The sequence below is a fragment of the Bradyrhizobium sp. UFLA03-84 genome, assembly GCF_002289535.1.
GTDB classification, from domain to species: Bacteria; Pseudomonadota; Alphaproteobacteria; order Rhizobiales; family Xanthobacteraceae; genus Bradyrhizobium; species Bradyrhizobium viridifuturi.
Genome location: NZ_NSJY01000016.1, coordinates 400,817 through 423,362 on the forward strand (window position 1 = coordinate 400,817; position 22,546 = coordinate 423,362).

At 63.9% G+C, this 22,546-nt stretch carries 14 protein-coding genes; 1 reads left to right on the forward strand and 13 read right to left on the reverse strand.

The annotated features are described in order from the left end of the window. Positions 1–316: 316 nt before the first annotated feature. A complete protein-coding gene (locus CK489_RS31985) occupies positions 317–1,525 on the forward strand; it encodes an FAD-dependent oxidoreductase (protein ID WP_095735101.1) in 1,209 nt (402 codons plus the stop codon). 33 nt (positions 1,526–1,558) lie between these two features. On the opposite strand, the gene CK489_RS31990 is transcribed toward CK489_RS31985, so the two are convergent. The 13 genes from CK489_RS31990 to CK489_RS32055 all read right to left on the reverse strand — a co-directional run bounded on the left by CK489_RS31990 (position 1,559) and on the right by CK489_RS32055 (position 22,408). Further along, positions 1,559–3,622, reverse strand: coding sequence for an ABC transporter ATP-binding protein (locus tag CK489_RS31990; RefSeq protein WP_095735102.1), 2,064 nt, complete (start codon positions 3,620–3,622; stop codon positions 1,559–1,561). 226 nt (positions 3,623–3,848) lie between these two features. Further along, positions 3,849–5,909, reverse strand: a complete 2,061-nt coding sequence (locus CK489_RS32000; protein ID WP_050625736.1) for an FAD-dependent oxidoreductase — start codon at positions 5,907–5,909, stop codon at positions 3,849–3,851. A gap of 180 nt (positions 5,910–6,089) precedes the next feature. Then, a complete protein-coding gene (rpoC, locus tag CK489_RS32005; protein WP_095735103.1) occupies positions 6,090–10,292 on the reverse strand; it encodes a DNA-directed RNA polymerase subunit beta' in 4,203 nt (1,400 codons plus the stop codon). A gap of 127 nt (positions 10,293–10,419) precedes the next feature. Continuing rightward, complete coding sequence (gene rpoB, locus CK489_RS32010) at positions 10,420–14,538, reverse strand: DNA-directed RNA polymerase subunit beta (RefSeq protein ID WP_095735104.1); 4,119 nt, start codon at positions 14,536–14,538, stop codon at positions 10,420–10,422. A 441-nt stretch (positions 14,539–14,979) separates the two neighbouring features. Further along, a complete protein-coding gene (gene rplL, locus CK489_RS32015) occupies positions 14,980–15,357 on the reverse strand; it encodes a 50S ribosomal protein L7/L12 (RefSeq protein WP_050420389.1) in 378 nt (125 codons plus the stop codon). 52 nt (positions 15,358–15,409) lie between these two features. Beyond that, a complete protein-coding gene (gene rplJ, locus CK489_RS32020) occupies positions 15,410–15,928 on the reverse strand; it encodes a 50S ribosomal protein L10 (protein ID WP_028335452.1) in 519 nt (172 codons plus the stop codon). Between the two features lie 581 nt (positions 15,929–16,509). Continuing rightward, entirely contained in the window at positions 16,510–17,463 is a 954-nt protein-coding gene (locus CK489_RS32025; RefSeq protein WP_095735105.1) for a 2-hydroxyacid dehydrogenase, read from the reverse strand. 178 nt (positions 17,464–17,641) lie between these two features. Continuing rightward, a complete protein-coding gene (rplA, locus tag CK489_RS32030; RefSeq protein ID WP_050625732.1) occupies positions 17,642–18,334 on the reverse strand; it encodes a 50S ribosomal protein L1 in 693 nt (230 codons plus the stop codon). Positions 18,335–18,340: 6 nt separating this feature from the next. Further along, on the reverse strand, positions 18,341–18,769 hold the full coding sequence (gene rplK / locus CK489_RS32035) for a 50S ribosomal protein L11 (RefSeq protein WP_011088164.1): 429 nt from the start codon (positions 18,767–18,769) through the stop codon (positions 18,341–18,343). A 130-nt stretch (positions 18,770–18,899) separates the two neighbouring features. Continuing rightward, positions 18,900–19,433 (reverse strand): transcription termination/antitermination protein NusG, encoded by a 534-nt coding sequence (nusG, locus tag CK489_RS32040; RefSeq protein WP_050625731.1) that lies wholly within the window; start codon positions 19,431–19,433, stop codon positions 18,900–18,902. A gap of 20 nt (positions 19,434–19,453) precedes the next feature. Then, positions 19,454–19,645 carry a preprotein translocase subunit SecE gene (gene secE, locus CK489_RS32045; RefSeq protein ID WP_016840554.1) on the reverse strand — a complete coding sequence of 64 codons (192 nt, stop codon included), beginning with the start codon at positions 19,643–19,645 and terminating at the stop codon, positions 19,454–19,456. Between the two features lie 330 nt (positions 19,646–19,975). Continuing rightward, positions 19,976–21,589: an acyl-CoA synthetase gene (locus CK489_RS32050; protein WP_095735106.1), complete on the reverse strand. Its 1,614-nt coding sequence runs from the start codon at positions 21,587–21,589 to the stop codon at positions 19,976–19,978. Between the two features lie 54 nt (positions 21,590–21,643). Continuing rightward, positions 21,644–22,408, reverse strand: a complete 765-nt coding sequence (locus tag CK489_RS32055; protein WP_095735107.1) for a FadR/GntR family transcriptional regulator — start codon at positions 22,406–22,408, stop codon at positions 21,644–21,646. Positions 22,409–22,546 lie beyond the last annotated feature (138 nt).

Genomic DNA, 22,546 nt, shown 5'->3' on the forward strand with positions numbered 1-22,546 from the left:
ACCGCCTGTCGTTAAGTGGGCGCCTTGTATAATCGAGAGATAGTGAAGTCAAGCAAAACGACAAGCAAAGAAACGCCTCTGCCGCTTGCGTATTTCGCATTTCATCAGCGCTCGGCAAGCGACGGATTGTGACAGCCTCAGGCCTCCCCTCACCTCTATCCGAATCTCCGGCGCGGGCGCGGAATCATATTTAACCCGGGTAAAATACGATCAGAAACAATTCTCCCCAACTTAGTCCTGAATGCAAATTTCGAAACTAAGCCTTTATTTGCCATTCGCAGCGCAAAAATTGCGATCTACGGCCACGGAAGCTCTCATGCGGTACACCGACATCGCGATCATCGGCGGAGGCCTTGCGGGCTCGATCGCAGCCGCCATGCTCGGCCGTGCCGGAATACCGGCTGTCCTGATCGACCCGCATCAGGTCTATCCGTTCGATTTCCGGGTCGAGAAGATCGGCGGCGACCTCCAGCTCGAACGATTCGGAAGGACCGGCCTTGCCGAATCCGTGCTCCGTTCGGCCACGCTGGACGGTGAGAACTGGATCGCGCGATTCGGTCATCTGCTCGACCGGCAGCCGAGCCGGCAATACGGCATCATGTACGACGACCTGATCACCGCGATTCGGGACGAGATCGCGCAGCCGGCGGAATTCATCTGCGACAAGGTCGTCAACGTCGCGACCAGCTCCGAGCGCCAGAAGCTGGTGCTCTCGGGCGGCGAGGAGATCTCGGCGCGCCTGGTGGTGCTCGCCAACGGCCTGAACGTCGGACTGCGCCGGATGCTCGGCATCGAGCGGCTGATCACCAGCCACTGCCACTCGATCTCGCTCGGGTTCGATTTCGTTCCCGTCGGCCGGCCCGCCTTCCCGTTCGCGGCCATGACCTATTTCTCGGAGCGGCCGAGCGACCGCATCCCCTACATCACGCTGTTTCCGATCGGAAACCGGATGCGCGCCAACCTCTTCACCTACCGCCAGGCCGACGATCCGTGGCTGCGCGCGATGCGGCGCAATCCCGTCGAGACGCTGAACGCCGCACTGCCGCGGCTGCGCCGGCTCACCGGCGAATTCGACGTCGCCGGCGACATTAAGATCCGCCCCGCCGACGTCTATGTCAGCACCGGCTACCGGCAGGCCGGCGTCGTGCTGGTCGGCGACGCCTTCGCCAGCACCTGCCCGGTCACCGGAACAGGGACCGACAAGGTGTTCACCGACGTGTCGCAGCTCTGCAACGTCCACATCCCGGCCTGGCTTGCCACCGACGGCATGGGCGAGGAGAAGATCACCGCCTTCTACGACGATCCGGTCAAGACGGAATGCGACGCCTGGTCGAACGCCAAGGCCTTCAATTTCCGCAAGGTGTCGATCGGCGGCGGACCCTACTGGCAAGCCCAGCGCTGGGCGCGCTTCCTCGGCTATCTCGGCCGGGGCTCGCTGCGCCGGCTGCACCGCCCACAGGCGGCCTCGACAACGCGGACAGCCAATCAGTTCCGGCAGCGTCCGCAGGCGGCGGACCGGGCGTAGCAGCCGGACGTCACGAGCTACGAGGCGCGGGCGTCACGCCTCCTCGTCTTCGTCCTCATCCTCGTCGTCTTCATCCTCGTCGTCATCGTCCGCGTCGTCGTCTTCGTCGTCATCGTCGTGATGCACATGTCCCTGGTCGTCCCACAGCTTGCGGTAGACGCCGTTGCGGGCCAGCAGTTCCTCATGCGAGCCGCGTTCGATCGCCCTGCCGCCTGAGATCACGATGATCTCGTCCATCTCGACCACCGAGGTCAGGCGGTGCGTCGACCAGATCATCGTGCGCCCTTCGGCGACCTTGAGCAGCGTGCGGTTGATCGCGGCCTCCGTGGTCTGGTCCAGCGCCGAGGTCGCCTCGTCGAGCAGCAGCACGGATGGATTGCGGATCAGCGCGCGCGCGATCGCGATGCGCTGGCGCTGGCCGCCGGACAGGGTATCGCCGCGCTCGCCGACCGGCGTGTCGTAGCGCTGCGGCAGGCTCATGATGTAGCGATGGATCTCGGCCTTCTTCGCGGCGTCCTCGACTTCCGCGTCGGTCGCCCCCTCCTTGCCGAGCCGGATGTTCTCGCGGATCGACATGTTGAACAGCATGTTCTCCTGGAACACGACCGCCATGTTGGCCCGCAGCGACTCGCGCGTCACCCGACGGATATCGACGCCGTCGATCGTGACACGGCCCTCGTCCGGCACGTAGAGCCGCAGGATCAGGTTGATCAGCGTGCTCTTGCCGGATCCGCTCGGGCCGACGATCGCGATGCTCTTGCCGGCATTGAGCTTCAGGCTGAGATTGTCGAGCACCGGCGTCTGCGCCCCTTCATACTGGAAGGTGACGCGGTCGAAGGAGATGTCGTTGGTGATGCGCGGCAGATCCGGCGCACCGGGACGGTCGGCACCGCGGGTCGGCTCGTCCAGCAGTTCCTGGATGTGCCGCACCGCCGCCGCCGACGAGATCGACACCGGGATGAAATGCATCAGATGGGCGATGTTGTAGGACACCTCCCAGAATGCGCTCTCGAAGGTCACGAAGGTGCCGACCGTGATCTGCCCCTTGGTGGCCAGATAGGCGCCGATCGCCAGCACCACGAGGTGGAGCAGCAGCACCGCGATGGTGACGGTGCGCTCCACCATGGTCGACAGGAACATCGCCGAGGCGGCCTTGGCGCGGACGTCGCGGTTGCGCAGCGTGAACCAGCCGAGCGCCCGGCGCTGCAGATTGAACGCCTTGACGACCGCCTGCGCGGCGACGTTCTCCTGCACGGTTCCCAGCAGCGCGGCTTCGTTCTGCTTCTGCTCGTAATTGGCCTGCACCGCCTTCGGCGTCAGGATGCGCGGCCCGATCAGCGTGATCGGAAACACCAGCAAGGCGACCGCGGCAAGCTGCCAGTTCAGGAACAGCATCAGGATGATGCCGGCGATCAACTCGAGGCCGGGCAGCGCCGCGCTGTTGGCAAAGGTCTTGACCGAGCCCTCGAACGCAGAGAGATCGATCGAGAAGCGCGACAGGATCTCGCCGCGCTTGGTGCGCGCGAAATAGGCCGATGGCAAGTTTTGGACGTGCTCGAAGATGCGAGTCCGGACGTCGGCGATGATGCCGGCGGCGAGCCGCGCATCCCAGCGCTCGTACCAGACCGCGATGATCGAGGTGACGATGCCGGCCACGGCGAGCACGCCGAGGATCTTGTAGAGCGCCTGGAAGTCTTCCTCGCCGAGCGCGTCGTCGATCAGGAATTTCAGGCTGAGCGGCATGATGACGTTGAACAACGTCTCGACCAGCACGCCGATGGCGACGAAGGCGAACGGCTTCCTGTAGTTCGCCAGGATCGGCTTGACGAAGCCGAAGATCGTCGACAACGCGCCGGCGGCCTCCTTGGCGGTGAAGACGACGAGATCCTCGTCATCATCATCGTCGAGCTCGAACTCGTCCTCCTCGTCGTCCTCATCTTCGTCGTCGGCCGGGGCAGCGGCGGGCTTCGTGGAGGCTGCTGCTGCAGGCGGACCGGCCACCGGCGCAAGCTTCTTCTTCAGCTCGGGATCGTCGGCCGCCGATCTCGCGGGATCGTCTGATGCAGGAGGTCTTGATGCAGGAGGTCTTGGCGCCATGAAACCAACCGATGCTCCACGGCCGGCATGACCGCAAATCGAAACCGCAGCCGACAACGCTGCGGCCGCGATCCTATGCGATCAAGGTGAATTCGGCAAAGCGTTTGGAACCGCGCGACGCGCAGCCACGCCGTGCCGTGGATTCGGCATCACAGCACGGCCGCGGTCTGACCGTTGGTTGGCGCAAGGCCGATCGCCTCGCGTCAGAAGCCGACAGTCGCCGCCGCTAGTCGTCGAGGTCGGCCTCGACCTTGTCGAAGAACGAATAACGCAGGCTGTCGGAGTCGGCGTACCACTGTCCCGGCCCCTTGTTGGCGGCGAGCGTCAGCGTCCACAGCGCATCGGTGCAGTCGCGCCGATGCATCGACAGGTCGAAGCCGTTGCCGAAGAACAGTTCCGACCATTCCCACCAGGTGCCGAGCTTCTTCACTCCGCGCAACAGGTCGTAGCGATCGATCACCGCCGGCGCCATGTCCGAGGTCACCGACGCGAACACGACGCCAGTCTTGACCACGCGATTGAGCTCGCGCACCCCGCGCACGACCTGCTTCTCGCCGAGATGACACAGCGAGGTCTCGAACACGAAGTCGAACTCGTTGTCCTTGAACGGCATGTCGGCGATCGAGCCGAGCTTGTTGTACTTCTTGAGTGCCTTCGGCGTCTTGCCGTGGATGTAGCGGTTGTTCTCGATGCCCCAGGCATCGATGCCGCGCTCGCGCAGTGCCCCGACCAGCTCGCCGCTGGCGGAGCCGGCGATCAGCAGCTTGTAGCCCTTCGCCCTGCCCCAGACCGTCTTGATCAGGTCGGTCAGATAGGCCGGATCGGTGAAGTTGCGCCAGACCTCGCTGTAGGGACCGACGCCGCGATAATTGTCGAAATAGGTGCGGTCGATCTTGTCGCCCTGCGCGCCATCGTCCTGCGCGCGGGCGCGACGCAGCCGCATCATCTCGGTGACGACGATGTCGGTCGCGGCATCGGAGGAATCGAGCAGCCCGTTCAGCGTCGAATCGAACAGATAGTCGCCCACCACCACGATGCCGGGGTGCTCCTTCGGCTCGGGACGATGGTTGGTCATGACGTCGCGCACCGGCAGGCCGCCCGGCAGCGCGTTGACCGACGACAGCCAGCGGTGGGTCTTGCCTTCGAGGAAATGCGCGCGGGCATCGCCGAGCGAGGCCGGCAGCGACTTCAGTGCGGCGTCGATCAGTTCCTCGTCGCTGAGATTGGCGTAGGCGAGCGCGTCGGAGCCGGCGATCAGCCAGTTCAGCACGCCGTGCTTGCCGACATCGTGGCGCGCGCCTTCGTTGTAGACGCAGCAGCCGCCGAACGCCTCCGACATGAACCAGGCGCCCGGGATCTTCTCGCCCCAGAACGGCTCGTCGAACAGGATCGAGACGCGCAGATAGTGCGCGGGCCGATCGAAATAGGCGACGTGCTTGACCATCGACTTGCGCAACTGCTCGCCGTCCCAGCGCATGGTCGCGAGCCATGAGTGCGGCAGGCAGACCAGCACGAGGTCGAAGTCGCGCGTCTCCGGGCCCTTGCCGTTCATCATGTTGAGCTGGTAGCGGCCGGTCGCGGTCTTGCCGACCTTGAGGACGCGATGGTTGAGCTGGATGTCGGCGCTGACCTCCGAGCGCAGGCAATCGATCAGCTGCTCGTTGCCGTTCTGGATCGAATACAGGCCGATATAACCGTCGACGTCCATCACGTAGTTCTTCAGCGCGTTGAGGCCGTTGGTGTTGTGGCTCTCGGTCGCAAGGTCCGAGCGCGCCATCACCTTGAAGAACCGCTTGGCGGTCGCGTCCTCGACCTCTTCGTCGAGGATCTGCTCGGCGGTCTTGTAGGCCCACGGATGCTCATTGTCGTGGGCGCCGACGCCCTCGTAATACTCGATCGGCGACACCAGGTCGGTGCAACGCTTGCGGAACGCCTCGATCGCAGCCGCGGTCTTCGCGCCGTATTTGCGGCGCATGCCGGGCACGTCGGCGAGCAGCTCGCCGTCGAGCTGCACCTGCTCGGCATCCATCGGGATCGTCTGCAGGCCGAAATGCTGGATCAGCTCGCGCAGCGGGTCGGGTCCCGTCATCGAGTAATCGTAGATCTCGGCAACGCCGGCCTCGTACATCGCGGGCGCGCTGTCGAATTTGCGCGTGACGATCTTGCCGCCGAGGCGGTTCGACGCCTCGAAGATGGTGATGCGGCAGAGGTCGCCGAGTTTGCGCTTCAAATACCAGGCGCTCATCAGCCCCCCGGGGCCGCCGCCTACAATCGCCAAGTCGAGCATATGGGTTCCGTCGTCTCCGGCGCGAGCCAAACAGCCGGTCTAAGTCACCCTAGCAAAAGCACTTTTTTGCCTGAAGGGAAGATGAACAAACTGCGTCCCTGCACCGCAGCAGGGAAAGAAAGCAGCAAAAAGGCCGGCAAAACGCCGGCCTTCTCGCCATTACCGTAGTCTTGCGGAGGCCTATTCCGCGGGCGGCAGCGCCAGCGGCTCCGCTTCCGGGGCCGTCGGCACGATCGCCGCCTGCTGCTTCTCGCGCTCGTCGAGGATCAGCTTGTCGCGCTTGACCGCGACTTCGCGGATCCGCGCCATCGAGGCGCCGGTGCCGGCCGGGATCAGGCGGCCGACAATGACGTTCTCCTTGAGGCCTTCGAGCGGGTCGATCTTGCCGTTGACCGCCGCCTCGGTGAGCACGCGCGTGGTCTCCTGGAACGAGGCCGCCGAGAAGAACGAGCGGGTCTGCAAGCTCGCCTTGGTGATGCCGAGCAGAACCGGCGTACCCGTGGCGGGCTTCTTGCCCTCTTCCTTGGCCTTGACGTTGAGCGCGTCGAACTCGATCTTGTCGACCTGCTCGCCCGAGATCATGTCGGTGTCGCCCTGATCGGTGACCTCGACCTTCTGCAGCATCTGACGGACAATCACCTCGATGTGCTTGTCGTTGATGAGCACGCCCTGCAACCGGTAGACCTCCTGGATTTCGTTGACCAGATAGGCAGCGAGTTCCTCGATGCCCTTGATCGCCAGGATGTCGTGCGGCGCCGGATTGCCTTCGACGATGAAATCGCCCTTTTCGACGATGTCGCCGTCCTGAAGGTGGATGTGCTTGCCCTTCGGGATCAGGTACTCGCGCGGCTCCTCGGTCTTGTCCATCGGCTCGATCGAGATGCGGCGCTTGTTCTTGTAGTCGCGGCCGAAGCGGATCGTTCCCGCGGTCTCCGCGATGATCGCCGCATCCTTCGGCTTGCGAGCCTCGAACAGTTCCGCCACCCGCGGCAGACCGCCAGTGATGTCACGCGTCTTGGCGCTCTCGGTCGAGATACGCGCCAGGATGTCGCCGGGCATCACCTTCGCGCCGATGTCGACCGACAGAATGCCGTCGACCGACAGCATGTAGCGGGCATCGCCGCCACGCGCGAGCTTCAGCACCTTGCCATCCTTGCCCTTGACCACGATGGCCGGACGCAGGTCCGAGCCGCCGCGCGTCGTGCGCCAGTCGATGACCACGCGCTTGGCAATACCGGTCGATTCGTCGAGCGTTTCCGAGATCGACTGGCCTTCGACCAGATCCTCGAACCCGATCGTGCCCTCGACTTCGGTGAGCACCGGGCGGGTATAGGGATCCCACTCCGCGATGCGCTGGCCACGCTTGACCATGTCGCCTTCGTCGACGTGCATCTTCGAACCGTACTGAATACGGTGGGTTGCACGCTCGGTGCCGTCGGCATCGACGATCGCAACGACCATGTTGCGCACCATCGCGACCAGATTGCCTTCGCTGTTGCGGGCGATGGCCTTGTTCCGGATCACGATCTTGCCGTCGAAGTTCGATTCGACGAACGACTGCTCGTTGAGCTGCGCGGCGCCGCCGATGTGGAACGTGCGCATCGTCAGCTGCGTGCCGGGCTCACCGATCGACTGCGCCGCGATGACGCCGACGGCCTCACCGTGGTTGACCGGAGTGCCGCGGGCCAGATCGCGGCCATAGCACTTGGCGCAGATGCCGTTGACCAGCTCGCAGGTCAGTGCCGAGCGGATCTTCACCTCCTGGATGCCGGCCTGCTGGATCACGTCGACGTGGCTCTCCTCCATCAAGGTGTCGCGCTTGATGACGACCTCGTTGGTGGCGGGATCGCGCACGTCATCGCAGGCCGTGCGGCCCAGGATGCGCGAGCCGAGCGAGGCGACCACGGTGCCGGCGTCGACGATGGCGCGCATCTTGATGCCGAGCTTGGTGCCGCAATCGGTCTGCGTGATGATGCAGTCCTGCGCGACGTCGACCAGACGGCGGGTCAGGTAGCCGGAGTTCGCGGTCTTCAACGCGGTGTCCGCGAGGCCCTTGCGGGCGCCGTGGGTCGAGTTGAAGTACTCGAGCACCGACAGACCTTCCTTGAAGTTGGAAATGATCGGCGTCTCGATGATCTCGCCCGACGGCTTGGCCATCAGGCCGCGCATGCCGGCGAGCTGGCGCATCTGGGCCGGCGAACCACGCGCACCGGAGTGCGCCATCATGTAGATCGAGTTGATGTCGGCATCCGCGCCCGCCGCCGTCTTCTTGGTCGACGAGATCTCCTTCATCATCGCCTTGGCGACTTCTTCACCGGCCTTCGACCAGGCGTCGACGACCTTGTTGTACTTCTCGCCATGGGTGATCAGGCCGTCATTGTACTGCTGCTCGAAATCCTTCGCCAGCGTACGGGTCTGGTCCACGATCTTCCACTTCGACGCCGGCACGACCATGTCGTCCTTGCCGAACGAGATGCCCGCCTTGAAGGCGTTGTAGAAGCCGAGCGCCATGATGCGATCGCAGAAGATCACCGTCTCCTTCTGACCGCAGTGACGGTAGACCTGGTCGATCACGCCGGAGATCTCACGCTTGGTCATCAGCTTGTTGATGATGTCGTACGAGATCTTGGTGCTCTTCGGCAGCAGGTTACCGAGCATGACGCGACCCGCGGTGGTTTCGATCCACCGCTTCGACATCTTGCCTTCCTCGTCCATGCCTTCCCACCGGTACTTGATCTTGGTGTGGAGGTGGATGACCTTCGAATGCAGGGCGTGCTCGAGCTCAGCCATGTCGCCGAAGATCTTGCCCTCGCCGGGCAGGCCTTCGCGCATGATCGAGACGTAGTAGAGGCCGAGCACGATGTCCTGCGACGGCACGATGATCGGCTGGCCGTTCGCCGGATGCAGGATGTTGTTGGTCGACATCATCAGGACGCGCGCTTCCAGCTGCGCTTCGAGCGACAGCGGAACGTGCACGGCCATCTGGTCGCCGTCGAAGTCGGCGTTGAACGCGGCGCAGACCAGCGGATGCAGCTGGATCGCCTTGCCCTCGATCAGCACCGGCTCGAACGCCTGAATGCCGAGGCGATGCAGCGTCGGCGCGCGGTTGAGCAGCACCGGATGCTCGCGGATCACCTCATCGAGGATATCCCAGACCTCCGGACGCTCCTTCTCGACCAGCTTCTTGGCCTGCTTCACCGTGGTGGACAGGCCCTTGGCATCGAGCCGCGAGTAGATGAACGGCTTGAACAGCTCGAGCGCCATCTTCTTCGGCAGGCCGCACTGATGCAGGCGCAGCTCGGGACCGACCACGATCACCGAACGGCCCGAATAGTCGACGCGCTTGCCGAGCAGGTTCTGGCGGAACCGGCCCTGCTTGCCCTTCAGCATGTCGGCGAGCGACTTCAGCGGGCGCTTGTTGGCGCCCGTGATGACGCGGCCGCGGCGGCCGTTGTCGAACAGCGCGTCGACGGCCTCCTGCAGCATGCGCTTTTCGTTGCGGATGATGATGTCGGGCGCGCGCAGCTCCATCAGCCGCTTCAAACGGTTGTTGCGGTTGATGACGCGGCGGTAGAGGTCGTTGAGGTCCGAGGTCGCGAACCGGCCGCCGTCGAGCGGCACCAGCGGACGCAGGTCCGGCGGAATCACCGGCACCACCGTCATGATCATCCACTCCGGCTTGTTGCCGGAGACGCGGAAGGCCTCGACGATCTTCAGACGCTTGGCGAGCTTCTTGTGCTTGATGTCGGAGTCGGTCTCCGCCATGTCGGCGCGCAGCGTCGCTTCGAGCTTCTCGAGCTCGAGCCCCTTCAGCAGCTCGCGGATCGCCTCGGCGCCGATCATGGCGGTGAAGCTGTCCTGGCCGTACTCGTCCTGCGCCTTCAGATACTCGTCTTCAGACAGCAGCTGACGGTCCTTCAGCGCGGTCAGACCCGGCTCGAGAACGACGTAGTATTCGAAGTACAGGATCCGCTCGAGATCCTTCAGGGTCATGTCGAGCAGCAAGCCGATGCGCGACGGCAGCGACTTCAGGAACCAGATGTGGGCGACCGGGGCCGCCAGCTCGATATGGCCCATGCGCTCGCGCCGGACGCGCGACAGCGTCACCTCGACCGAGCACTTCTCGCAGATGATGCCCTTGTACTTCATCCGCTTGTACTTGCCGCACAAGCACTCGTAGTCCTTGATCGGCCCGAAGATGCGCGCGCAGAACAGGCCGTCACGCTCCGGCTTGAAGGTGCGGTAGTTGATGGTCTCCGGCTTCTTGATCTCGCCGTACGACCAGGACAGAATCTTCTCCGGAGACGCGATCGAAATCCGGATCTGGTCGAAGACCTGAGCCGGCGTCGTCGGATTGAAAAGATTCATAATCTCTTGATTCATGGTCTTCTCCTCGCGTGCCGATCGTCACCGGCAGCAAATTCGAAAGTTTTAGTCAGCGTGCGCCCCGCTCAACGTCCGAGAGGAGCGCGAAGGCCCGGCGCTGTCGCGCCGGGCATAAATCACAGCGTTACTCGGCCGCTTCCGACGTCGGCGCCGGTCCCACCTTGGAATTGTGCAGGTCGACGTTGAGGCCGAGCGAGCGCATTTCCTTGACCAGCACGTTGAACGATTCCGGAATACCGGCCTCGAAGGTGTCGTCGCCGCGCACGATCGCCTCGTACACCTTGGTACGGCCGGCGACGTCGTCCGACTTCACGGTCAGCATCTCCTGCAGCGTGTAGGCGGCGCCGTAGGCTTCCAGCGCCCAGACCTCCATTTCGCCGAAGCGCTGGCCGCCGAACTGCGCCTTGCCGCCCAGCGGCTGCTGGGTGACAAGCGAGTACGGACCGATCGAACGCGCGTGGATCTTGTCGTCCACGAGATGGTGCAGCTTGAGCATGTAGATGTAGCCCATCGTCACCTTGCGATCGAACGCATCGCCGGTGCGGCCGTCATAGACGGTCGACTGGCCGGAGGCGTCGAAGCCCGCGAGCTTCAGCATCTCCTCGATGTCCGCTTCCTTGGCGCCGTCGAACACCGGCGTTGCGATCGGCACGCCGTGGCTCAGGTTGCGGCCGAGCTCCAGCAGCTCGTTGTCGTTCAGCGACTTGATGGTTTCATCCTCGCCGTAGATCTTCTTCAGGGTCTCGCGCAGCGGCTTGAGATCCTGCCTCTGATAATAGGCGTCGATGGTCTGGCCGATGCGTTTGCCGAGGCCGGCGCAGGCCCAACCGAGATGCGTCTCGAGGATCTGGCCGACGTTCATGCGCGAGGGCACGCCGAGCGGATTGAGCACGATGTCGGCATGCGTACCGTCCTCGAGGAACGGCATGTCCTCGATCGGCACGATCTTCGACACCACGCCCTTGTTGCCGTGACGGCCGGCCATCTTGTCGCCGGGCTGGATCTTGCGCTTCACCGCGACGAAGACCTTGACCATCTTCATCACGCCGGGCGGCAGCTCGTCGCCACGCTGCAGCTTCTCGACCTTGTCGAGGAAGCGCTGCTCGAGGCCCTTCTTCGACTCGTCGTACTGCTTCCGCATGGCCTCGATCTCGGCCATCAGCTTGTCGTTCGGCGAGGCGAACAGCCACCACTGCGACTTCGGATACTCGTCGAGCACCGCGCGGGTGATCTTGGTATCCTTCTTGAAGCCCTTCGGGCCGGCGATGCCCTGGCGGTTCTCCAGCAGCTCGGCGAGGCGGTTGTAGACGTTGCGGTCCAGGATCGCCTGCTCGTCGTCGCGGTCCTTGGCCAGACGCTCGATCTCTTCCCGCTCGATCGCCAGCGCACGCTCGTCCTTGTCGACGCCGTGGCGGTTGAACACGCGGACTTCCACGATGGTGCCCTGCACGCCCGGAGGCACGCGCAGCGAAGTATCGCGGACGTCGGAGGCCTTCTCGCCGAAGATGGCGCGGAGCAGCTTCTCTTCCGGCGTCATCGGGCTCTCGCCCTTCGGCGTGATCTTGCCGACCAGGATGTCGCCGGCGCGGACTTCCGCACCGATGTAGACGATACCGGCTTCGTCGAGGTTCTTCAGCGCTTCTTCCGAAACGTTCGGAATGTCGCGGGTGATTTCCTCAGGACCGAGCTTGGTATCGCGGGCCATCACCTCGAACTCCTCGATATGGATCGAGGTGAAGACGTCGTCCTTCACGATCCGCTCGGAGAGCAGGATCGAGTCTTCGAAGTTGTAGCCGTTCCACGGCATGAACGCGACCAGCACGTTGCGGCCGAGCGCGAGCTCGCCGAGATCGGTCGACGGACCGTCAGCGATGATGTCGCCCTTCTTGACGATGTCGCCGACCTTCACCAGCGGACGCTGGTTGATGCAGGTCGACTGGTTGGAGCGCTGGTACTTCATCAGCCGGTAGATATCGACGCCCGACTTGGTCGGATCGAGATCCTCGGTGGCGCGGATCACGACGCGGGTGGCGTCGATCTGGTCGATCACGCCCGAACGGCGGGCTGCGATCGCAGCACCGGAGTCACGGGCGACCACGCCTTCCATGCCGGTGCCGACGAACGGCGCCTCGGCGCGAACCAGCGGCACCGCCTGGCGCTGCATGTTCGAGCCCATCAGCGCACGGTTGGCGTCGTCGTTCTCGAGGAACGGGATCAGAGCCGCGGCGACCGAAACCAGCTGCTTCGGCGACACGTCCATGTAGTCGACCTTGTCCGGCGTCACCGGCAGCACTTCGCCGGCATGACGGCAGACCACCAGATCGTCGGTGAAGCGGCCCTTGGCATCGAGCGGCACGTTGGCCTGCGCGACGCGGTAGCGGCCCTCTTCCATCGCCGACAGATAGACCACCTCGTCGGTGACCCGGCCGTCCTTGATCTTGCGATAGGGCGTCTCGACGAAGCCGTACTTGTTGACGCGCGCGAACGTCGCCAGCGAGTTGATCAGGCCAATGTTCGGACCTTCCGGCGTTTCGATCGGGCAGATGCGGCCGTAATGCGTCGGATGCACGTCGCGGACTTCGAAGCCGGCACGCTCGCGGGTCAGACCGCCCGGGCCAAGCGCCGACAGGCGCCGCTTGTGGGTGATCTCCGACAGCGGGTTGGTCTGGTCCATGAACTGCGACAGCTGCGAGGAACCGAAGAACTCGCGCACCGCGGCGGCCGCGGGCTTGGCGTTGATCAGGTCCTGCGGCATCACGGTGTCGATATCGACGCTCGACATGCGTTCCTTGATGGCACGCTCCATGCGGAGCAGGCCGATCCGGTACTGGTTCTCCATCAGCTCGCCGACCGAGCGCACCCGGCGGTTGCCGAGATGGTCGATGTCGTCGATCTCGCCCTTGCCGTCACGCAGGTCGACCAGCGTCTTGATCACCGCCAGGATGTCTTCCTTGCGCAGCGTGCGATGGGTGTCGGGCGCATCGAGCTCGAGGCGCATGTTCATCTTGACGCGTCCAACCGCGGAGAGGTCGTAGCGCTCGGCATCGAAGAACAGCGACTGGAACATGGCCTGCGCCGAATCCAGCGTCGGCGGCTCGCCCGGACGCATCACGCGGTAGATGTCGAACAGCGCGTCCTCACGCGTCATGTTCTTGTCGGCCGAGAGCGTGTTGCGGATGTAGGCACCGACATTGACGTGGTCGATGTCGAGCAGCGGCAGGTCCTTGTAGCCCTGCTCGTTGAGCACCTTGAGCGACTTCTCGGTGATCTCCTCGCCGGCCTCGGCGTAGATCTCACCGGTCTTCGGGTTGACGAGATCCTCGGCGAGGTAGTTGCCGACGAGCTCCTCGTCCGACATGCGCAGCGCCTTGAGGCCCTTCTCCTGCAGCTGGCGCGCCTGGCGCACGGTCAGCTTCTTGCCGGCCTCGAGCACCACCTTGCCGGTGTCGGCGTCGATCAGGTCGTTGACGGTCGAATAGCCGCGGAAGCGGTTGGCATCGAACGGCACGCGCCATCCGTCCTTGGTCCGCTTGTAGGTGATCTTCTTGTAGAAGGTCGACAGGATCTGCTCGCCGTCGAGACCGAGCGCGTACATCAGCGAGGTCACCGGCAGCTTGCGGCGGCGGTCGATGCGCGCGAACACGATGTCCTTGGCGTCGAACTCGATGTCGAGCCAGGAACCGCGATACGGAATCACGCGCGCGGCAAACAGCAGCTTGCCGGACGAATGGGTCTTGCCCTTGTCGTGGTCGAAGAACACGCCGGGCGAACGGTGCATCTGCGAGACGATGACGCGCTCGGTGCCGTTGACGACGAAGGTGCCGTTCATCGTCATGAGCGGGATGTCGCCCATGTAGACGTCCTGCTCCTTGATGTCCTTCACCGACTTGGCGCCGGTTTCCTCGTCGATATCGAACACGATGAGGCGCAGCGTCACCTTGAGCGGCGCAGCGAAGGTCATGCCGCGCTGGCGGCACTCATCGACGTCGTACTTCGGCTGCTCGAACTCGTAGCGCACGAATTCGAGCATCGAGGTGCCGGAGAAATCCGAGATCGGGAACACCGAGCGGAACACCGCCTGCAGGCCCTCGTCGAGGCGACCGCCGGCCGGCTCGTCAACCATCAGGAACTGGTCGTAGGATGCCTTCTGAACCTCGATGAGGTTCGGCATCTCGGCGACTTCCTTGATGTGACCGAAGAACTTGCGTACGCGTTTGCGACCGGTGAATGTCTGCTGCGCCATCGTGGCCTCTCATTTTCGTCGCCTTTGTGGGGCGAACCTTCCGGGAGCGACTGCCATCGGCCCCGGGTTGAATTTCGAATCGTCTCGAAGGAACGAAGCGCAAAGTCAGGAATTAAATCCCCGTCCCGGCCACCACCACCTCCAAAACGCAAAACAACGCGCGGGGCGCATCACTGCACCCGCCCGTCCAAACGCTCCGCTTTACGGACTGAAAAAGCCCGAAATCTGACTGTCTCCCAACGGCTTCCGCCAGGGACCCTGCCGCCCCCGCCGCCTACCGTGTTTTTCCGCTGCCAACCCGATATGGGATGGCAATAAAGGAGATTCGAGGGTTAAGTCCACGGATCCCCACACTTTTTTGTGTCCGGAACGCTACGCGACAACCTGTCGCATGCCGTTTGCATGGCCCGGGAGCGCCCTGCGGCGCTCCCGGATCGCGCATTACTTGAGCTCGACCTTGGCGCCAGCCTTCTCGAGCTGGGCCTTGATCTTGTCGGCTTCGTCCTTGTTGACGCCTTCCTTGACGGGCTTCGGAGCGCCTTCGACGAGGTCCTTGGCTTCCTTCAGGCCCAGGCCGGTGATGGCGCGGACTTCCTTGATGACTTCGATCTTCTTGTCGCCGGCAGCAGCCAGCACGACGGTGAAGTCGGTCTTCTCTTCAGCCGGAGCAGCGGCAGCGCCGCCGGCAGCCGGGCCAGCAACCGCGACGGCGGCAGCGGCGGACACGCCCCACTTTTCTTCGAGGAGCTTGGCGAGTTCGGCCGCTTCGAGCACGGTGAGGCTCGAGAGGTCGTCGACGATTTTCTGCAGATCAGCCATTGTTCAGTTCCTTAAACGTTTGGTTCGAACCAGGTTTGAGATTAGCGAAGGGTCAGGCCGCTTCGCCCTTTGAGGCATGAGCCTGAATGACGCGCGCGAGCTTGGCCGCAGGCGCATTCGAGAGCTGAGCAAGCTTGGTCGCCGGCGCCACGAGGAGGCCAACGATCTTGCCGCGCAGTTCGTCGAGCGACGGCAGTGAGGCAAGCGCCTTCACGCTGTCGACATTCAGGACGGTTTTACCCATCGAGCCGCCGAGGATGACGAACTTCTCGTTCGCCTTGGCGAATTCGATGGCAACCTTTGGCGCCGCAACCGGATCGTTCGAAGTAGCGATCACGGTCGGCCCCTTCAGCAGGGAGCCGATGGCAGCGACGTCAGTGCCTTCAAGAGCAATTTTGGCGAGACGGTTCTTCGAGACCTTCACCGATGCGCCCGCCTGCTTCATCTGCATGCGCAGCTTCTGCATCTGGGCCACGGTGAGGCCGGAATAGTGAGCAACGATCGCAACCGACGTGGTCTTGAAGACCTCGTTGAGTTGTTCGACCGACTCTTTTTTTGCCGCTCGTTCCACAGCAAGCTCTTTCCGGTTGGCGGCCTTTCCGCGAAGGCAGGGACCGCCGGGTTGCACCCATCGTCCCGCCCTAAACCTGATCCAGAGGGTACAAGACCCTTCGGACATGCCGGGCAAGACGACATCTAGAAGCCTGCCCTCCCAAAGCCTTGCGGCCATGGGCTGTCGAGGTTCGAACCAAACCAGCCTTCCAGCCGCGAACATGCCGCGACGTGAAGCGCAAAATCCGGTCTTCACCCGTCTATGCAGGCCATGCGATTAAGCCGTTGAAAACACGAAGTTCTCGCGGGCGCCTGCAGTCTTGGACAGGATCGAGGCACTTCAGCACGCTGAAGGCCCCTGCTCTCACTCCGTTCCGAGGCGACGGGTCTCCTTCCTTTCGAGCATCCTTGCGGGCATGCGGAAAGGAATGATCTCCTATCATCTCAGGTTTTCGGAATGCGAGCACGGACATGCCAGCAAGTGCCAGCACGCCCGGAGCGCGCTATGTAGCCGGTCCTGCCCGGCTTGCCAAGAGCAAATATTGGACCAGTTTCATATGACGGCCGAGAACCGGTTCCGGTCACGGAACCGGCAAGCGCTTATGCTCCGCTCACCTTATAAGGCAACGGCTGGCCGGCAAAGAACGCGTCGAGATTGGCGAGCACGCAGTCCTGCATTGCGACGTGCGATTCCAGGGTGTGGCCGCCGAGATGCGGCGACAGCACCACGTTCGGCAGCGCCGTCAGCGGCCCCGGCGTATGCGGTTCCCGGGCGAACACGTCGAGGCCGGCGCCGGCGATCACGCCGTCGGTCAGTGCCGCGACCAGCGCCGCCTCGTCAATGACCGAGCCGCGCGAGATGTTGACGACGAATCCGTCACCACCGAGCCGGCGCAGGATGTCGGCGTTGACCGCATGCTCGGTCTCGGCGCCGGCGCGTACGGCGATCATGAGCACGCTGCACCAGTCGGTGAGCGCCTCCAGCGTCGGAAAATACTGGTACGGCACGTCGTGCTTCGAGCGGCTGAAATAGCCGACCTCGGTCTCGAAGGCGGCGACGCGGGCGGCGATCTTGCGGCCGATCTCGCCCATGCCGTAGACGCCGACCTTGCGGCCGCGCATGCCGGCCTGCGGCCGCATCATCGGCGACGGCTTTGCACCGGCCCAGTCGCCGCTCCGGACATAGTCGTCGGCCACCAGCAGACGCCGCACCGATGCCAGCATCAGGGTCAATGCCGTGTCGGCAACCGATGCCGCATTGGCACCGGGGCTGTGGCCAACCGCGATGCCCCGCTGGGCGGCAGCGGCGAGATCGACGCCGTCATAGCCGGTGCCATAGCAGACGATCGCGCCGAGCTTCGGCAGCATGTCCATGACGTCGCCACGCAGCGGCGTGCCGCCCGCAGTGATCATGGCTCTGACGTCAGCGAGCTCGGCCGTCGGAAACGCTTCGTCCAGCCGCTTGCCCGCGGCGTTGAGCAGTTCATAGCGCTCGCCGAAGCGGATCAGCTGGGCCTTGGGAAAGCGCGAATAGACCAGGACCTTATCGGGCATTGTTCTTCTTTCCTGCGAGAGGCTTCACCTGGAGCCTTTTCCATTCCAATTGAAGCGGAACGCGACTCTCGATTCTCGTTCTGACGCGTTTCCTCCGCTCGAAAACGCTCCGGCAAAAACAAAGGGCGGAACCGGTTGCCCGATCCCGCCCCTCTTTATCTCGTCACGGCCAAGGATATCAGCCGAGGATGGTGCCCGGCTCGACCTTCACGCCCGGACCCATGGTGGAGGAAACCGCCACGCGCTGGATATAGGTGCCCTTGGAACCCGCCGGCTTCGCCTTGGAGACCGCGTCGGCGAGCGCCTTGACGTTCTCGACCAGCTTGTCCTCGGAGAACGAGGCCTTGCCGATGCCGGCCTGCACGATGCCGGCCTTCTCGACGCGGAACTCGACCGAGCCGCCCTTGGCACCCTTCACGGCGTTGGCGACGTCCATGGTCACGGTGCCGATCTTCGGGTTCGGCATCATGCCGCGCGGACCGAGCACCTTACCGAGGCGGCCGACCAGCGGCATCATGTCGGGGGTCGCGATACAACGATCGAAATCGATCGCACCGCCCTGCACCTTCTCGACCAGGTCTTCAGCACCGACGACGTCGGCGCCGGCAGCCTTGGCTTCCTCGGCCTTGGCGCCGCGCGCGAACACGCCGACGCGCAAGGTGCGGCCGGTGCCGTTCGGCAGATTGACGACGCCGCGGACCATCTGGTCGGCGTGGCGCGGGTCGACGCCGAGATTGATCGCGATCTCGATGGTCTCGTCGAACTTCGACTTGGCGCGCTCCTTGACCATCTTGATGGCGTCCGCGAGCGGGTAGAGCTTCTCGCGATCGACGCCCTCACGGGCCTTCTTCAAACGCTTTCCGATTGTCATGGCCCGTTACCCCGCAACTTCCAGACCCATCGAACGGGCAGAGCCCTCGACCATCTTCATGGCCGATTCAATGGTGTCGCAATTCAAGTCCTTCATCTTCTTCTCGGCGATCTCGCGCACCTGCGCCTTGGTCACCTTGCCGGCCTTGTCGCGGCCCGGCGCCTTCGATCCGGACTGGATCTTGGCGGCCTGCTTGAGGAAGTAGGACATCGGAGGGGTCTTCATCTCGAAGGTGAAGGACCGGTCCGCATAGATCGTGATGATCACGGGGATCGGGGTGTTCTTCTCTTCCTTCTGGGTCTGCGCGTTGAACGCCTTGCAGAACTCCATGATGTTCAGACCGCGCTGACCAAGCGCGGGGCCGATCGGGGGCGAAGGATTCGCCGCACCGGCCGGGACCTGAAGCTTCAGGTATCCGGTCACTTTCTTTGCCATTTATCACTCCTGTTGTGCCGGACGGGGCCGGCGGTTTCAGGTTCCGTGGTTCGGTTGAAGGGGCTGGCGACCGCCTCCTCCCTCCCACGGCCTCTCACTTGACGGGGGGCATATACCCCACGCCGTCCGGTCAGACCACCTTTTCGACCTGACCGAATTCCAGTTCCACCGGGGTCGCGCGGCCGAAGATCGACACCGCGACCTTCACGCGCGAGCGCGCCTCGTCGATTTCTTCCACCACGCCGGAGAACGAGGCGAACGGGCCGTCGGCCACGCGCACGTTCTCGCCGATTTCGAACGACACCGACGCCTTCGGACGCTCCACGCCCTCCTGCACCTGGTGCAGGATCCGCATCGCCTCGTTTTCCGAGATCGGCATCGGCTTGTTTTCCGCGCCGAGGAAGCCGGTTACCTTCGGGGTGTTCTTGATCAGATGGAACGCCTCGTCGGTCAGCTTCATCTTCACCAGCACGTAGCCCGGGAAGAACTTGCGCTCGGCGTCGATCTTGCGGCCGCGGCGCACCTCGGTGACCTTTTCGGTCGGCACCAGCACCTGCTCGAACAGCTCTTCCAGTCCGCGCTGCTTGGCCTGCTCGCGGATCGACTCCGCGACCTTCTTCTCGAAGTTCGAATAGGCGTGAACGATGTACCAGCGCTTGTCCATCAATTGAGTTCCCATGCTCATCAGTGGATGCCCAGTATCAGGGTGATCAGATAACGGATGATCTGATCTGCGGCGAAGAAGAAGATCGAGGCCAGCGCCACCATCACGAACACCATGATGGTGGTGATCGTCGTCTCGCGGCGCGTCGGCCAGGTGACCTTGGCGGTCTCCGAGCGCACTTCCTGAAGGAATTTGAACGGGCTGAAAGCCATCGTGAGATCCGCGTCCGTCTCCGGACGATTGCAACGTTTCAAGGAATCCGAACAGCCGACCTTGCGGACCCAGCCCTCGTTTGGAAGGTTGAGCCGATAAACGAGCTCGAATGTTCGGGGAATTAGGCCGCGCCGGATATCCGCGATCAAAGCGGGCCGGCTGCGAGTGCCGCGTATCTACTGCGAGAGGAGCCAAACGTCAAGGTCGGCACCGTCGCGCCCCGCCCCGGCCGCACCTCGGGCGGATCGGAACGGGGCCTCTCAAATCAAGCACTTAGGCGGACGGCTTGGGGCCATGGCTCAAGCCTTCCGCCGTATCGGCGGGGTCGGTTATCCGGCAAAGCTCGTCTGCACCGCCTGATCCAGCGTGGCGCCGCCGACATAGCGCTGCCGCAGCTCGCGCTTCAGCAGCTTGCCGCTCGGGTTCTTCGGCAGGGCATCCACGAAGATGACCCGCTTCGGCACCTTGAAATGGGCCATCGACGCCGCGCAATGCTTGATGACGGCGTCGGCATCGAGGTCCTGGCCGGCCTTGACCACAACGATCGCGGTCACCGCCTCGATCCAGCGCGGGTCGGGTAACCCGACCACCGCAACCTCGGACACCGCCGGCAGCCGGTAGATCATCTCCTCGACCTCGCGGCTCGCGACATTCTCGCCGCCGCTCTTGATCATGTCCTTCACGCGGTCGACCACGGTGATGTAGCCGTCGGCATCGACGGTCGCGAGATCGCCGGAATGAAACCAGCCGCCGGCGAAGGCAGACGCGGTCTTGACCGGATCATTGTAGTAGCCGGACAGCAAATGCGGCGAGCGGTGCACGATCTCGCCGACCTCGCCGACCGCGACGTCGGTCATGTCGGGCCTAACCACCCGCGTCTCGACATTGATCGCGGGCTTGCCCGCGGAGCCGGCCTTCGGCAGTTGGTCGCGCGGCGCAAGCACCGTCGCGAGCGGCGCGATCTCGGTCTGGCCGTAGAAATTCCAGAACTTCACGTCGGGCAGCCGGCGCTGCAATTCGAGCAGCACCTCGACCGGCATGATCGAGGCGCCGTAATAGCCCTTGCGCAGGGTCGACAAGTCAGTGCGATCGAACGCGCCCGAGCGCAGCATCGCGATCCAGATCGTCGGAGGCGCGAAGAACGAGTTGATCTTGTGGGCCGCGATCAGCGCCAGGACATTGTCGGGCACCGGCTTGCCGGTGATGAGACTGGTGGCGCCGAGATAGATCGCGGGCCCGAGGAACACGTCGAGCTGTGCGCAATGATAGAGCGGCAGCGCGTGCAAGACGGTGTCGTCGGTCGCCATGCCGCCGTCGATGATGCAGCTGACATACTGCCACATCACGGCTTCATGGGTGAGGATCGCGCCCTTCGGCAGCGACTCCGTGCCGCTGGTGTAGATGATCTGCGCGGGATCGCGGCTGTCGACCGATACGTCGGGCGCCGAGGCGTCGCCGTGCAGCAGGCTGTCGAAGGTCGTGATGCCGTCGGGCGCAGTGGCCGGATCTTCACCCGGCAGCCAGATCAGGGTTTCGACCGCCGAGCCCTTGGCGGCAGCAGCATGCGCCGTCTCCACGAAATCGGGTCCGACCGCGAGCAGCTTCGCGCCGGAATTGGCGAGGATGAAATTGATCTCGTCGGGATTGAGCATGAAGTTGATCGGCACCAGGATCGCGCCGATCCGCGCCACCGCGAAGCGCAGCGCGGCGAAGCCGTGCGAGTTGCGCGACAGCACCGCGACGCGGTCACCCTTCGCGATGCCTAGGCCGAGCAGGCCGCGCCCGAGCCGATTGCAGATCGCATCCATCTCCGCGAAGGTCCAGCTCACCTCGCCGCAGATCAGCGCGGTCTTGGCCGGATAGCGCCTGGCGGACCGGCGCAGCAAATCGCCGATGCTGTGCTCGCGGGCGCGCTGGATGGTTGCTGCGATGTTGTCGCTCATGAAGTTCCTCCCGAATGTGCTTCTTGTTGTTGTCGTGTCTCTGCCGCGCCGCCGCTATTGCCGGGCGGCGTAGGCGTGTTCCATGTAGGTGTGCTCGACCGAACGATCGAGCGAGGCGATCTTCTCGAAGCCGCGCCGCCAGTCCTGCAAATGCCGTCGCGTCCACAGCACGCCGGCCTCCTTGTCGCGCCACCTGATCGCATCGAGGATGTGGCCATGCGCCTCGACGAGGCGCGCGCCGCCTTCGGGCACGCCGCCGACGATCATCTCGGTGGTCGGAAAGAACAGCTGCGCAGCGGGCTCGCGGGCGAGCTGCAGCACGCGGTTCTGCGAGGCCTTGGCCATCAGCACATGGAATTCCACGTCGCACTCGGCGAGCTCTGCGGGATTACCCACGACAGCGGCGCTGCGCTCGAGATTGCCGGCGAGCTCGGCGATGTTCTCCTCGGTCGCGCGCTCCACCGCGCCCTCGACGCTCGCGACCTCCAGCGTCATCGAGGTCTCGAACAGTTCGCGGAACGTCACCTCGTGCAGGATCAACGCACGCGACAGCCGCGTGGCGAGCTTGTTGTAGCGCGGCAGGCAAGCCTGCAGGCGGCGGCTGGAATCGCGGCGGATCAGCCCACCCTCCTCAAGCACGCGAATGCCTTCGCGCACCGTCGAGCGGTTGACGCCAAACTGCGCGACCAGCTGCTGCTCGGTGCCGATCGGCTCGCCCGGCTTGATCCGGCCATTGATGATCTCGCGCTCGATCGCATCGGCGACCTTCTGATAGGCCGGCGCGACGTCGATGCGCCGGAACAGCGGCGTGGAAGGCACCTTGGGCTCCCGATTGTTGTTTGTCGGACAAAATGTAGGCGAAGGCCTGCGAAGCGTCAAATCAGCTGTTGCTGGCCGAAATGTCGCACCAAGCCGGTCAGAATTGACACTGGAACCTGACAAATCTAGCTTTGTCGG

Bases quoted from the DNA above. Each gene is read 5' to 3' on its own strand.
- CK489_RS31985 (WP_095735101.1), top strand. From the start codon at position 317: ATGCGGTACACCGACATCGCGATCATCGGCGGAGGCCTTGCGGGCTCG.
- CK489_RS31990 (WP_095735102.1), bottom strand. From the start codon at position 3,622: ATGGCGCCAAGACCTCCTGCATCAAGACCTCCTGCATCAGACGATCCC.
- CK489_RS32000 (WP_050625736.1), bottom strand. From the start codon at position 5,909: ATGCTCGACTTGGCGATTGTAGGCGGCGGCCCCGGGGGGCTGATGAGC.
- rpoC (WP_095735103.1), bottom strand. From the start codon at position 10,292: ATGAATCAAGAGATTATGAATCTTTTCAATCCGACGACGCCGGCTCAG.
- rpoB (WP_095735104.1), bottom strand. From the start codon at position 14,538: ATGGCGCAGCAGACATTCACCGGTCGCAAACGCGTACGCAAGTTCTTC.
- rplL (WP_050420389.1), bottom strand. From the start codon at position 15,357: ATGGCTGATCTGCAGAAAATCGTCGACGACCTCTCGAGCCTCACCGTG.
- CK489_RS32025 (WP_095735105.1), bottom strand. From the start codon at position 17,463: ATGCCCGATAAGGTCCTGGTCTATTCGCGCTTTCCCAAGGCCCAGCTG.
- rplA (WP_050625732.1), bottom strand. From the start codon at position 18,334: ATGACAATCGGAAAGCGTTTGAAGAAGGCCCGTGAGGGCGTCGATCGC.
- rplK (WP_011088164.1), bottom strand. From the start codon at position 18,769: ATGGCAAAGAAAGTGACCGGATACCTGAAGCTTCAGGTCCCGGCCGGT.
- nusG (WP_050625731.1), bottom strand. From the start codon at position 19,433: ATGGACAAGCGCTGGTACATCGTTCACGCCTATTCGAACTTCGAGAAG.
- secE (WP_016840554.1), bottom strand. From the start codon at position 19,645: ATGGCTTTCAGCCCGTTCAAATTCCTTCAGGAAGTGCGCTCGGAGACC.
- CK489_RS32050 (WP_095735106.1), bottom strand. From the start codon at position 21,589: ATGAGCGACAACATCGCAGCAACCATCCAGCGCGCCCGCGAGCACAGC.